Source organism: Mycobacterium marinum, from assembly GCF_003391395.1.
In the GTDB taxonomy this organism is placed as follows: domain Bacteria; phylum Actinomycetota; class Actinomycetes; order Mycobacteriales; family Mycobacteriaceae; genus Mycobacterium; species Mycobacterium marinum.
In genome coordinates this window covers 2,916,249-2,928,395 of sequence record NZ_CP024190.1, presented here as the reverse complement: position 1 = coordinate 2,928,395, position 12,147 = coordinate 2,916,249, and the positions used below count along the sequence as shown (strand labels likewise).

Genomic DNA, 12,147 nt, shown 5'->3' with positions numbered 1-12,147 from the left:
GTACGGCGATCTAGGCCGGTGGGACCATGCGCAGCGAAACCCCGCCCTATCCGCCGGCGACCAAGTTGGATGAATTCGCGTAGTCCGAGTCGTGAAAGCTGAAGAAGTTGAGGACGAGCTTGGAAATCTCGGAACGCCCGGTGCGGTGGTGCAGACCCTGACATGCGTCTATCAGCGACCGCTCCGCCGTGCCATAGGCATGGGCAAAATAGTTCAATCGCTTGACGAAGGCCGGCGCCGCCTTGGCCACCGGCAAGGCATGTAGCGAGTCGAGAGCCAGATTGGTTTGGCGGCGCGTGAGGTCCTTCTCCAAGCGTGTGGTCATCGGGTCGTCGGCGCACACGCGGGCCAACACCTCATCGAACCTGGAATCCGTTGCCGCTGTGGCATCGATGATCCGATTCGCCAGATCCTCACGGCCGGACTGATTCTTCAACAGCTCGGGCCCGATGTCGCTCAGCAGGCAGACCAGACGATTGCACGCTGAAAGTGCCTGGAACAAAGCCAGATCGATCTCTTCCATCGGCACGTCGCGGTACTCGGGTGTGTCCAGCAGGAAGGCGATGTAGTACCCCAGGGTGGTGGAGGCCAAGATCGCATCGGCGCTGCTTTCCAGCCGCTGGCCGATTCCGCCCCTGAGTCCCGTGCCGATCATCCGATTGACGCCGGTGTAGCGCCCGAGCAGATAGCGCCGCACCGGTTCGGCGTACCTCAATCCCTTGATGGCGCGCAGCACCCCGCGGGCCGCAATGATATTGCCGACGAGCAGCGGCCATAGCGCGGCGCGCACGTCAGGCCGCACCTTCCGGCCACATTGCGTGTTGAAAACCTTGACTAGCTGTGAGTAGGCGGCTCCGCCAGGCATCTGAATCAAGAAGTCGATGCGACGAGCGCTCGCGCGGCTATCGGCGAGCAACATCGGCGCTGCGGGCCTTGGCCTCGATAGCGCACGCATGGCCGCGTGATTGACATCGGTCGCAAGTTTGCGCCGCAGCCGTTCGTGGGGGCCGTCGAGGCGAGGATCCATGCCGAGCCCGATGCCCAGATCGTTGGCAACAGCGTCGAAAGCCAGGTACGTGTTTAGGGCGGGGCTTTGTCCCAGCAGGTGGGTCTGCTGCATGAATAGGTGACATCTGATGTGTCTAGTCCTGCGGGGCTGGGCTGGAAGGATGTCACTGTGTCTAAGCCGTACCCTCAGGAGTTCCGCGACGACGTTGTCCGGGTCGCCCGCAACCGTGATCCCGAGGTTCCGTTGGAGCAGATTGCCTCGGATTTCGGGATCCACTACACGACGCTGTACGGGTGGCTGAAGAAGGCCGATGTCGACGACGGTAAGCGGGCCGGGACGACCACCAGCGAATCAGCCGAACTGCGGGAAGCGCGTAAGCGAATTCGTTTGCTAGAGCAGGAAAATGAAGTGCTGCGCCGGGCGGCGGCCTATCTCTCGCAGGCGCATCTTCCGGGAAAATGATCTACCCGCTCGTCCGTGAGTTGGCCGCCGACGGTATCCCCGTCACGGTGACGTGCCGGGTCCTCAACATCGCTCGCGCGCCCTACTACCGCTGGCTCGACCAACCCGTGACCGACACCGAGTGGAACCGGGCGCATCTGGCCAACGCCCTGTTCGACGCCCACCGCGACGACCCGGAATTCGGCTACCGGTTTCTGGCCGATGAAGCCAAGGCCGCCGGGTTCTGTGTAGCGGAGCGCACGGTGTGGCGGATCTGCAGCGCCAACGGCTGGTTCAGCGTCTTCGGCAAGAAGAAACGCGGGAAGAAGGCCAAAGTGGGGGCTCCGACGCATGACGATCTCGTGCGCCGGGACTTCACCGCCGCGGGCCCCAACCAGCTGTGGCTGTCCGACATCACCGAGCACCCGACCCGGGAAGGCAAGCTCTACCTGTGCGCGATCAAGGACGTGTGGTCCAACCGCATCGTCGGCTATTCGATGGCTGAGCGGATGGAATCCTCCATCGCTGTTGCCGCACTCGATTCCGCGGTTGCTCGCCGCGCCGCGAAGGTGGCCGGCTGTGTGCTACACAGCGACCGCGGTAGTCAATTTCGGTCAAGGAAGTTGCAGCAGAGCCTGTTTCGTCACCGCATGCTTGCCTCGATGGGCCAAGTAGGCTCGGCCGGCGACAACGCCGCCATGGAGTCCTTCTTCTCGCTGCTGCAGAAAAACGTCCTGAACCGCCGAACCTGGGACACCCGCGAACAGCTGAGGATCGCGATCATCACCTGGATCGAACGCACCTACCATCGTCGTCGCCGTCAGACAGCACTCGGCCGATTGACGCCCATCGAATTCGAGACCATCATGACCCAGACCGCCGAACAGGCGGCCTAACCGCTGTCACCTATCTGTGCAGCAGACCCGGTGCTCGGCGTGGGCGTCCTCCATTGAGTACAGAAGTATCTTTTCCGTCATCGCATGCGTGGCTCCGATGCCGCTGAGGCCCAGCCAGTCCGGCTGCGCCGGACTCTGCGCCGACGAGCACCACAGGAAGAAGTCGCGGCACGGCGAGTCGGCAAATGCATCCTGCAACACGCCAGCAATGCTTTTGGTGAGGTTGTCCAGCACCTCGTCGTGGGAGTTGCGCCGAAAACTGGCGATGTCCACGGCGTTTTCCCCGGCCATCAGCGCTCCCGGTGGCAGATCAGTTGTGACAAGACGGTCAGATCGCGGGATCGCACGGCATCGGGTAGTGCCCCGACAGCCGCTTGGATGCGTTGGTCGGCGCATCGCCGCACGACGTGTCGTCCCGCTGCGACATCGACAAGAGTTGCGGCGCGATCGATGTCGATGGTTTTCGTGGAGGTGCTGGATTGGCAGAGCACCGCGGGTTCGATGGCCAATTCGGATCGTGAGTTCAGTGCGGCCGCAACCGTCAGCGTCGCGTTACGCCGGTCAAGGTCGTTGACGCATTGCAGTGCGAGACCCAGTTCACGGCCGAACCGTTCCAACGCCACAATCGTGGCATCGCCGGCATCGGCGGCCAAAGCGCCTAGCCCGCAACAACAACCGATTAGAGCCGCCGCCTTGCCTGCGGCCATCCGCTCATAACTGTCGGCCGCGCCTGCCTGGCCGCATTCGAATGCGCAATCCTCGAACCGTTCGATGCACAAGTCCAGGCACGACGTCTCCAACCGTATGACCGCCCGGACGGCCACCGACGGGTCGCCCAAGCCGGTCAGTATCCAAATAGCAGCAGTTTGGAACGCATTGCCCAGCAAGATCGCGTTGTCGACGCCCCAGACACTCCACACCGTGGGAATTCCCCCGCGTGCCGCATCCGAAGCCATCACGTCGTCATGGAGCAACGTGCCGCTGTGCACCAACTCCACCGCCGCCGCGATCGGCGCCGCATCGCCAGTATCACCACCGCAGGCAGCGGCGGCCGCCCAGACCAGGGCGGCGCGAATGAATGTGCCCGATGATCCTGCTAACGGGGACCTATCGGCATCCCACCAGCCAAGATGATATCCGGCCATCGTCGCCAACGGCTCCGGCATCGACTCGACGGCCCTGCGCAACACCGGATCACACGCGGCTCGAGCACTGCTCAAGAAAAGTTCTACAACCTCGGCGGGTACATCACCCCGACAAGTCCCGTCCGCGGTCAACGCTCCTCCCCAACGTGGCTGGAAGGTCCAGTTCTCTCCGTTGCCAGCAAACTCATAACCAGTTTGTCGGTACGCCGCGAACCGGCTTCCGACTCACCATCGCCGCGCCGGATCGTGTCAAAATTATCCGATTGGTGCACAACACTTCTCAATTCATTCCCCGGTTCTCGACGGCGGGTTCGGGCGGCTTTGCTGGCGCCTTCATCGAGCATTTTAGATCCAGCTCGGCCCATCCCAGCGGCCAATCAGCAAAGCTGACATGGGTTCCGGGCGGCGGCCACCCTGCGGTGTCTCACGACTTCGGTCCAACCTGGGCGAACAGGCCGAATGCCCCAGCGATCCGTCTCACGCCTGCAACACAAAAACGCGGGGTCGATCCGCCCAGCTGCACGTCGGACCGGTTGCGAGATACCCGACGCAGGTCGGACACGGGTACCTCCCGTTGGGTGGCTGAGGTCACTTTGACACTATTATCACTAAACGTTTATAAACGTTATATGATGACTGTGTCTCCCAGCGCAGGGCCCAGCCGTGGCACTGCGGCGGAGACGACCGATGAACAGCGCATATCCGGAATCCCCTCCGGGTGCGGTGTAATACGTTTCATGACGTCCGATAAAGATTCCCCCCTACACGATCTCGCCGATGCCGACCTGCGGGTCACCCGTGGCAGCGTGCCGGCGAGTGTCCAGCTTGCGGAGTTGTTGAGGACGCAGATCCTGGAACGGGCGCTGTCCCCCGGCAGCCGGCTGCCGACTGAGCAAGAGTTGATCGCACGTTCGGGTGTTAGCAGGTCGACCGTGCGCGCCGCGGTTGGAATTCTCGAGGACGAGGGCTGGTTGGTCCGCCGTCAGGGGTTGGGGACGTTCGTCGCCGAGCCGGTGAAACAGGACTTGGAGTCCGGTGTCCGAACGATCACCGAGGTGCTGCTGAGTCGGGGAGTGACGCCCCGCGTCGAGGTGTTGTCCCATGCGGTCGTCGCGGCGCCCCAGTCGGTGGGTGCCGCCCTGGGGCGCTCGGAAGTGCTGCGGATTCAGCGTCGCTATAGCGAATCCGATCAACCGCTGGCGATCGTGACCTGCTACCTACCGGCGGATTTGCCCCACGACGCCGTCGAACCGCTGCTCTGCGCCACATCGGCGACCGCGACCACCTACACGATGTGGGAACAACGACTCGGCGTGCGCATCAGCTCGGCCACCCATGAGATTCAGGCGGCCGGAGCCTCCCCGGAAATCGCAGCGGCACTGGGCTTGTCGGAAGGCGCACCCGTTCTGGTACTGCGGCGCACGAGTTACACCGATGGGGACAAGCCGCTGGAGGTGGTGCTCTTCCACCATCGCCCCGAGCGATACGAATTCTGCGTCACCCTGCCTCGGACGATGCCGGGACAGCGAGCCGGGATGACCGAAAGGTAGACGGTGCCGTGCACGAAAACACCAGCAACCCGCCACAACACGGCGGCCCCCAGTTCGGGCTGATCCTTGCGCTGATGACCCAGGGACTGGCGATCAGCGACTATCCCGACTTGGTCCAGGTATCCACCCTCGCCGAAAGCTACGGCTTCGATTCCGTCTGGCTCTGCGATCACTTTTTGACCCTGAGTCCCGACGACTACGTCGCGCAGGCCGGCATCAGCGGCGAGCACGAGCGCCACGACGGGCGAGACCGGCCCGCGACGATGCCGTTGCTCGAAGCATGGACAGCGCTTAGCGCACTGGCCCGCGATACCACCTACATCCGCCTGGGAACCAGCGTGCTGTGCAACTCCTACCGCCATCCGGCGGTGCTGGCCAAGATGGCCGCCACGCTCGACATCATCTCCGAGGGGCGCCTGGACCTCGGCCTGGGCGCCGGCTGGTTCGAGCGCGAATTCACCGCCTACGGAATCCCGTTCTTGCCCGTCGGGGACCGCGTCACCGGTCTGGGCGAGGCGCTAGAGGTCATCACAGCGATCTGGACGCAGCCCGATCCGGTGTACTCCGGGCGGTTCTACACCCTCGACGGCGCGATCTGTGACCCACCGCCGGTGCAGACCCCACATCCACCGCTGTGGGTCGGAGGTGAAGGCGACCGGGTGCACCGCATCGCCGCCCGCTCTGCGCAGGGAATCAACGTGCGGTGGTGGTCGCCGCAGAAAGTCAAGCAGCGCAAAGACTTTCTGGCCCGGGCCTGCGCCACGGCGCAACGCGACCCCACGACGTTGCGGTTCTCGGTGACCGCCCTGCTCGCGCCGACCGAATCCGCCGAGCAGGAAGCCCAGATCAGGACAGAATTCTCGGCGGTTCCCTACGACGGTCTCATCGTCGGCCCCGCGGATAGGTGCATCGAGCGAATCAACGAGTACTACGAGTCCGGGGTGGACACCTTCCTGTTCACCATTCCAGATGTCGCACGGTCGGACTTGATTCATACCGTTGGCCAAGAGGTTCTTCCGGCGTTCGACTAAGCCGCTACCCGGCCTGGCAATAGTTTTCGGTTCACCGAGTAGGCGAGGATGGGTTCTGTCATGCACGCCAAGAGCGGCCGCAACCCTGGTGCCGGCGCCTATCTGGAATCGACCGAGTATCTCGACGCCGACCATCCGGTAGTGGCCGAGCTCGCCGCGAGACTCACCCGCGGGGCAGGCTCCGATGTGGAGCGGATCCGGGCGATCTACTACTTGTATGTCCGCGATCTCCGTTGCAAGTGAGTGATCTTCAGTCGTCACGCGATGCGCCGACGGCCGCTCGGCTGGGCAAGCCCTACCCGCAGGAATTCGACGGGATCACCGACATCCATACCGTCGAAGGCCCGATCCTGCGCGAAAATGGCAGCTACGCCGACTATCCGCGAGAAGTCGCAGACTGGTAAGAGCGTCTCGCTCGCACGGTCGTCACGGCGCTGGACTCACCGAAAGATCGTCAGGCGATTGCCGACGACGACGATCTTTGGTCGGGCTCCAAGCGTACGCAGGTAATGCGTTTCGCGGTTCCTGGGCGCGCCCTACCGCGATGGGTTGGCTATTCGGCGCCGAAGCCGAAAACCGTTGTCGAATCGTAGGTCTGTCCCGGAACGAGCTCGGTGCTCGGGAAGCCGGGGTGATTCGGCGAATCCGGGTAGTGCTGGGTCTCCATCGTGAATCCCGCGCCTTGGCGGTAGATATGCCCGCTGGTGCCGGTGAACGTCGCGTTGATGAAGTTGGATGTGTAGAACTGCACGCCGGGCTCGGTGGTGGAGACGGTCAGGGTGCGCCCCGTTTGTGGATCCTGCACCCGGGCCGCCTCGATCAGTTCGGTGTTGTTGGCGCGGTTGATCACCCAGTTGTGGTCATAGCCGTGGGCCAGCAACAATTGCGGGTCATTGTCGGTGATGTGCGCGCCGATCGCGGTCGGTGAGGTGAAATCGAACGGCGTGCCCCGCACCGCGGTGATCTGCCCGGTCGGGATCAGGGTGGAGTCGATTGGCGTGTAGTTGTCGGCATGGATGGTGACCTTGTGGCTGTAGACGTCAAGTGCGTCCTCACCGGCCAGGTTGAAGTAGCTGTGATTGGTCAGGTTGATCACGGTCGGCGCATCGGTGCTGGCGTGGTAATTGACGCGCAGTCGATTGTTCTGATCCAGGGTGTATGTGACCGTGGTGCTCAGCGCCCCGGGAAAACCCATTTCTCCCGCGGGACTGACATAGTGGAGCTTCAGGCCCACGCTGTCGCCGCCTTTTTCCACGCTGGCCTGCCACACCTTGGTATCGAATCCGGCGGTGCCGCCGTGCAGGCTGTTACCGCCGTCGTTGATGGGCAGGTGATACTCGTGGCCGTCGAGCGAGAAGACTCCCCCGGCGATCCGGTTGCCGTAGCGGCCGATGATCGCGCCGAAATAGGTTTTGGCGGATCCGGTGTTGTTCAGGTAGCCGGCCAGGGTCGGAAAGCCCAGCACCACGTTGCCGATACGTCCGGTTCGATCGGGGACTTCGATCGACTGGATGATGCCGCCGTAAGTCAGGATTCGCACCCGCATTCCGTGCCCGCTGTTGAGCGTGTAGCGGCTCACCGGGGTCGCATCGACCTCACCGAACGGCTCGCTGGTGATCGACGGCGGCCCCGCGGGCGTCGATGCATTGCCGCGCCCCGTGGGCGAGTTGATTGCCGTGTTGCTGCACGCCGCCAAGCCCGCCACACCGGCGATGGCGATCAGCTGAAGTCCTCGTCTGCCGCGCATGGACGCTCCTCGCATTCGTACGGTTCGGACTCTCGACTAGGTACGGCTGCAACACCGTAATCCTGCACTATGAGGTGCCGCGGCGTTGCCGACGCGCGGGACTCACCGGCCGTGCTGACTTCCCATCGGATTTCATCGCAGTACGGGACTTTCGGCACTCGCGAGCTGCACGGTTGCCGTGTTGGACTTGCCCGAGACACAAACCAACGACGCTTTGTGCCCAGCAGTTTCCGACTGAAGTGTCGTTGGCGTAACCACACCTCAGAGGAGGTTGCCATGTCACTCTCAGCCCCAGCAGTGCACCGTGGGATCGCAGTCGGCGCATTCAGCGCCACCCTCCTGTTCGGTAGCGCCGCTATCGCCGTTGCCGATCCGCCAGCGAACTGCACGGCCGCTGACCTGGCCCGCACCGCATCCGGTGTTTCCAACGCCACGGCGGACTACCTGTTCAACCATCCCGACGTGAACGATTTCTTCACCGGTCTCAGGGGCCAGGATCGCGATGCGATGAGCGCGAACACGCAGAACTATCTCGACGCCAACCCGTCGGTGAGAACCGACCTTCAGGGCATCCGTCAGCCGCTGGTTGATTTCAAGGGTCGCTGCCAATAACCCCTGCGCCGAGCTTTTGGGTCTTTTGATCCAGCTCGGCCCGTCGGAAGGATGACTGCCATGCGAATCGGACCGATGAGCCTCGCTGCGATTCTCGCGACCGCCCCCGCCGCCGCGGCGGCGATGCTGGGCGCCGCCAACGCCAGCGCCGCCCCCGGCGCGGAGGGCTGTGTTGACGTGGTTGGGGTGTCCGCCTGCACCAGCGTCGACATTGGCGTACCCAATATCAACGCGGTGGAGAACATCCCCTACGTCCCCGTACCAAACATCAACCTGCCCAAGGTCAAGGTGAACCCGGGGCACGTCGGTGCGCCGGGGCGCGGACGGTAGCACCGCGGCTTTCGCGAGCGGCTGCGCGCACCGGTACTGAACGCCGTGGTGTTGACGGCCGCCCTCACGGCGCCGGCGCGGCATGGACTCTCGAAGGCGCCGTCAAAGGCCGCGCAGCTAGCGGGGTCTGGGCCCCCACCCGCCGTGCTGATGCCGTGAGGTACAAGGTGTTGTTATTGATCTTCAGCAACGCCACGCGCTCTCGGAAGGAGCACGATTGAACTGGTACACCGGCAACACGACCTATGACACCGTCTTGACGATCGCCCTGGCCGTCGCAGCGTTGGTCATCATCGGCGGCTTGTTTATGCAGAGTCCCTATGGTCGCTTCGGCGCCACCGCGGGCGGGGTCAATCTGAACCCGAAGCTGGGCTGGTGGCTGATGGAGATCCCGGCAACCGTGGTGTTCGCCATCTGCTACCTCACCGGCCCGCAGCGATTCGATGCCGCGCCGCTGGTGCTTGCGGCCATCTGGCTGCTTCACTACGGCAATCGGGGCTGGTTCTTCCCCCTGTCGATCAGGCAGGTGCCGGGAAAGCGCAGCAGCTTCAACATCTCGGTGCTTGCGGCCGGAATGGTGATCACCTCGATGCACGGATACCTCAATGGGGTGTTCTTCAGCCACGACTACCGGCATCAGTACGGCACCAAGTGGCTGACCGATCCGCGGTTTCTGCTCGGGACGCTCGTGTATCTGGGCGGATTCGTCCTGCTGGTCTGGTCGGAGTCGATCGTGCGCAATCTGCGGGACAAGAAAAACCCGGGTGCCACCGAGTACAAGATCCCCTACGGCGGCGGGTTCCGGTTCGTCACCAGTCCCGCGTACCTGGGCGAGCTGATCGCCTGGGCCGGGTTCGCCCTGCTGACCTGGTCGCTGGCCGGGGTTGCCATCTTTGCGATCACGGCAGGCAATCTGGTTCCACGAGCGTTCGCCACGCAGAAGTGGTACCGCGAGAAGTTCCCCGACTACCCCGCCGAGCGAAAAGCTTTGATACCCGGGGTGATCTGAGCAGTCGGGGCTCGGTTCCGCGGCTTCGTCTCAGCACAGACACCCGATGCCCCGGCCCCATTGGCACCGGCCCTGGGAGGCATCAGCCCCCAAGGTTGAACAACAGCTCGGTCGGCGGCCGAGAGTTGTCGAGGATCAGCACCGAACTCTGGCTGTTCACGTCATCGAAGGGGAAGCCGTAGGCCAGGTTGTTGATGCTGTCGGAATGGAAGAACTCCGCCCAGTTGTTCCACTGCCCACCTGTCGGGTAGTAGTCGGCGACGTTGGACCATTGATCCGGCGAGATCGCGACACCCCGGTTGAACGCCGCGTCGAGTTCGGCGAGGAACGCCCCCTGTTGGGCGGTGCCCACGAACGGGCCATTGGCGGCGAAGACTTCCGCCGTTGTCGGCTTGACCATCGTGTAGGTCGTGGAGCTGCCCCCGGTGGGGGTCACGCTGTACACGAACTGGTCGCTGGCGTTGACACTGCCCTGCACCGTGTACCCGGGCCCGTCGTAGTTGAACTGGTTGGTCTGGTAGGTCGTCCAGAAGTCATTGATCGATGGATCAAGCCAGGTGGACAGGCCTCCCGGCTGGGCGGTCCGCGGGGACAGGATCCGCACCGGGTCCCCGGTGGCATCGTGGACCACAAGTGACTGGAACTCCGTGGGGACCGTGGTCGCAAACTGTTGGAACACCTGAGCCCGCGACAGCGTCAGGCCGCTGGTGCCCGCAAAGCCGCTGGAGTCCTGGGTCACCGTCACCGAGAACGGGAACCCGAACTGGTCCACCTGTGTTGTGTTGCCGCCGAACGGAATTGCGCCGTTGTTGAAGGTCATCTCATACCAGTCATAGACGGTGCTGTAATTGGGATCGGCCGGGTTGGCTGGGTCAGGACCCGCCCAGCCCGTGTTGTCGGAGTTGATGGCGATATAGAGCGGCTGCTTCATCGAGATGAATAGCCGGCCCCCCTGAAATTCCGACGGTGTCGTCAGGTTGCCCGCCTGGTCGAGGGTGAACGACATGTTGGCGTAGTTCACGCCATCCTTTGTCAGGTGGCCCGGGGCATTGGCGGCGTTATGGTCGATGGGGTGGGCAACCCCGTTCTGGTCGATCCAAGCCCAGTGCCCGGGTGTCGTCTGACCGATTTCGGTCACGTAGATCTGGTTGTCGGGCAAACCGGTGTTGTTGATGAAGTCCTCGCGGAATCCGAAGCCTCCGCCGCCGGCGGCGCCGTTGGTGCCGGTCTGCCCGCCAATGCCCGCGTGACCGGGGCTCCCAAACAGTCCGGCGGCGCCGCCCGCGCCCGCGACGCCACCGGTGCCGCCCGGACCGCCGGCACCGACCACGCCTTCGGCGTTGACCTGGCCCCCGACGCCACCGGTGCCGCCTGTCCCGCCGGCACCGCCGGTGCCACCATTGCCGAACAGCAGCCCGCCGTGGCCCCCGACCCCGCCGGCCCCGCCGGTGCCGCCGGTACCGCCGATCTCGCCCGCGGCGCCAGGCGTGCCGGTAACCCCAGTGCCGCCAGCGCCACCGGTTCCGCCGTTGCCGAACAAGCCCGCCGCCCCGCCGACACCGCCGGTCTGCCCCGGCGCCCCGGACCCGCCAGCACCGCCGTTACCCCACAAGATCCCGCCGGGCCCTCCGGCTTGACCGGTCCCCGGGGCCCCGTTGGTGCCGTTGCCGATCAGCGGGCGTCCCAACAATGCGTTGGTGGGTGCATTGATGAGGTTCAGCGCGTCGCGCATGAGGGTCTGCAACGACGAGGCACCGGCCGCCTCCGCGGCCGCATAGGCTCCCGCCCCCGCGTTGAGGCTTTGCACAAACTGCCGGTGATACGTCGCCACCCGCGCGCTGATCGCCTGATACTCCTGTGCGTGGGTGCCGAAGAACCCCGCAATCACCGCCGACACCTCATCAGCGCCAGCGGCCAGCACCGCCGTGGTCGAGCCCGCCGCGGCCGCGTTTGCCGCACCGACCGATGACCCGATACCCGCCAGATCCGATGCTGCCGCGGCCACCCACTCCGGCCTCACAATCACAACCGACATTCTCGTGCCCTCCGACCAACCGTGTGCGCTTGCCCGCCACGATTGCAGAGATAAGCCACAGGTCAACGATGTTGCACAAGTTGAGATAGTCCGTTTTGGCTCCGGGCCGCGGATTCGTCTCACGCAGACGCCGGAGCTGTGACGACAACGTGGCATCGCGGAGGACGGATCTCAGGGCTAAGAATCGATCGCACTGCGCTGCGGAGAGGAAAGACCCGTCAACGGCGCCTGGTGACGACTGGGCGTGGGGAATCGTGGGCGTTGCGACGGGGCGCGTTTTCGGTGCGGTCGGAGAGACAACCGTGACGCACCGGCCAGACCTCAAGCGCGGCGTATGAACCG

General features: G+C 64.2%; 11 protein-coding genes and 1 pseudogene. 7 read left to right on the top strand and 5 right to left on the bottom strand.

What is annotated here, in order from left to right; genetic code table 11:
* Positions 1 to 46 precede the first annotated feature (46 nt).
* A complete protein-coding gene (locus CCUG20998_RS12305) occupies positions 47 to 1,120 on the bottom strand; it encodes a hypothetical protein (RefSeq protein WP_240642847.1) in 1,074 nt (357 codons plus the stop codon).
* 57 nt (positions 1,121 to 1,177) lie between these two features.
* On the opposite strand from CCUG20998_RS12305, the gene CCUG20998_RS12300 reads away from it, so the two are divergent.
* A protein-coding gene (locus tag CCUG20998_RS12300) for an IS3 family transposase (protein ID WP_116269108.1) occupies positions 1,178 to 2,346 on the top strand; the annotation gives its coding sequence in 2 pieces (ribosomal slippage) (positions 1,178 to 1,462 and positions 1,465 to 2,346; 1,167 coding nt in all).
* Between the two features lie 6 nt (positions 2,347 to 2,352).
* On the opposite strand, the gene CCUG20998_RS12295 is transcribed toward CCUG20998_RS12300, so the two are convergent.
* Together CCUG20998_RS12295 and idsB are read right to left on the bottom strand one after the other, a co-directional pair.
* On the bottom strand, positions 2,353 to 2,637 hold the full coding sequence (locus CCUG20998_RS12295) for a hypothetical protein (RefSeq protein ID WP_240642846.1): 285 nt from the start codon (positions 2,635 to 2,637) through the stop codon (positions 2,353 to 2,355).
* On the bottom strand, positions 2,637 to 3,623 hold the full coding sequence (idsB, locus tag CCUG20998_RS12290; RefSeq protein ID WP_036455642.1) for a geranylgeranyl diphosphate synthase IdsB: 987 nt from the start codon (positions 3,621 to 3,623) through the stop codon (positions 2,637 to 2,639). The genes CCUG20998_RS12295 and idsB overlap by 1 nt, the downstream gene beginning before the upstream one ends.
* Before the next feature lie 605 nt (positions 3,624 to 4,228).
* Between idsB and CCUG20998_RS12285 the strand changes: the two genes are divergently transcribed.
* The 3 genes and pseudogenes from CCUG20998_RS12285 to CCUG20998_RS29160 all read left to right on the top strand — a co-directional run bounded on the left by CCUG20998_RS12285 (position 4,229) and on the right by CCUG20998_RS29160 (position 6,665).
* The gene (locus CCUG20998_RS12285; protein WP_036455641.1) at positions 4,229 to 5,041 is read left to right on the top strand and encodes an Rv0792c family HTH-type transcriptional regulator; all 813 of its coding nucleotides are present in this window, start codon (positions 4,229 to 4,231) and stop codon (positions 5,039 to 5,041) included.
* 8 nt (positions 5,042 to 5,049) lie between these two features.
* On the top strand, positions 5,050 to 6,072 hold the full coding sequence (locus CCUG20998_RS12280) for an LLM class flavin-dependent oxidoreductase (protein ID WP_020728823.1): 1,023 nt from the start codon (positions 5,050 to 5,052) through the stop codon (positions 6,070 to 6,072).
* Between the two features lie 60 nt (positions 6,073 to 6,132).
* Positions 6,133 to 6,665, top strand: a pseudogene (locus CCUG20998_RS29160) (hypothetical protein).
* On the opposite strand, the gene CCUG20998_RS12270 reads toward CCUG20998_RS29160, so the two are convergent.
* Positions 6,626 to 7,819: an aldose epimerase family protein gene (locus CCUG20998_RS12270; RefSeq protein WP_020728820.1), complete on the bottom strand. Its 1,194-nt coding sequence runs from the start codon at positions 7,817 to 7,819 to the stop codon at positions 6,626 to 6,628. The pseudogene CCUG20998_RS29160 and the gene CCUG20998_RS12270 overlap by 40 nt on opposite strands.
* A gap of 276 nt (positions 7,820 to 8,095) precedes the next feature.
* Here CCUG20998_RS12270 and CCUG20998_RS12265 point away from each other — a divergent pair, with 276 nt between their 5' ends.
* The 3 genes from CCUG20998_RS12265 (at position 8,096) to CCUG20998_RS12255 (ending at position 9,770) form a co-directional block, all read left to right on the top strand.
* Positions 8,096 to 8,431, top strand: coding sequence for a heme-binding protein (locus CCUG20998_RS12265; protein ID WP_020728819.1), 336 nt, complete (start codon positions 8,096 to 8,098; stop codon positions 8,429 to 8,431).
* 60 nt (positions 8,432 to 8,491) lie between these two features.
* Positions 8,492 to 8,761 (top strand): hypothetical protein, encoded by a 270-nt coding sequence (locus CCUG20998_RS12260; protein ID WP_038581530.1) that lies wholly within the window; start codon positions 8,492 to 8,494, stop codon positions 8,759 to 8,761.
* Between the two features lie 217 nt (positions 8,762 to 8,978).
* Positions 8,979 to 9,770, top strand: coding sequence for a phosphatidylethanolamine N-methyltransferase family domain-containing protein (locus CCUG20998_RS12255; RefSeq protein ID WP_020728818.1), 792 nt, complete (start codon positions 8,979 to 8,981; stop codon positions 9,768 to 9,770).
* A gap of 82 nt (positions 9,771 to 9,852) precedes the next feature.
* On the opposite strand, the gene CCUG20998_RS12250 is transcribed toward CCUG20998_RS12255, so the two are convergent.
* A complete protein-coding gene (locus tag CCUG20998_RS12250) occupies positions 9,853 to 11,805 on the bottom strand; it encodes a glycoside hydrolase family 64 protein (protein WP_116269107.1) in 1,953 nt (650 codons plus the stop codon).
* Positions 11,806 to 12,147: the final 342 nt, after the last annotated feature.

Bases quoted from the DNA above. Each gene is read 5' to 3' on its own strand.
- CCUG20998_RS12305 (WP_240642847.1), bottom strand. From the start codon at position 1,120: ATGCAGCAGACCCACCTGCTGGGACAAAGCCCCGCCCTAAACACGTAC.
- CCUG20998_RS12295 (WP_240642846.1), bottom strand. From the start codon at position 2,637: ATGGCCGGGGAAAACGCCGTGGACATCGCCAGTTTTCGGCGCAACTCC.
- CCUG20998_RS12285 (WP_036455641.1), top strand. From the start codon at position 4,229: ATGACGTCCGATAAAGATTCCCCCCTACACGATCTCGCCGATGCCGAC.
- CCUG20998_RS12270 (WP_020728820.1), bottom strand. From the start codon at position 7,819: ATGCGCGGCAGACGAGGACTTCAGCTGATCGCCATCGCCGGTGTGGCG.
- CCUG20998_RS12265 (WP_020728819.1), top strand. From the start codon at position 8,096: ATGTCACTCTCAGCCCCAGCAGTGCACCGTGGGATCGCAGTCGGCGCA.
- CCUG20998_RS12260 (WP_038581530.1), top strand. From the start codon at position 8,492: ATGCGAATCGGACCGATGAGCCTCGCTGCGATTCTCGCGACCGCCCCC.
- CCUG20998_RS12250 (WP_116269107.1), bottom strand. From the start codon at position 11,805: ATGTCGGTTGTGATTGTGAGGCCGGAGTGGGTGGCCGCGGCAGCATCG.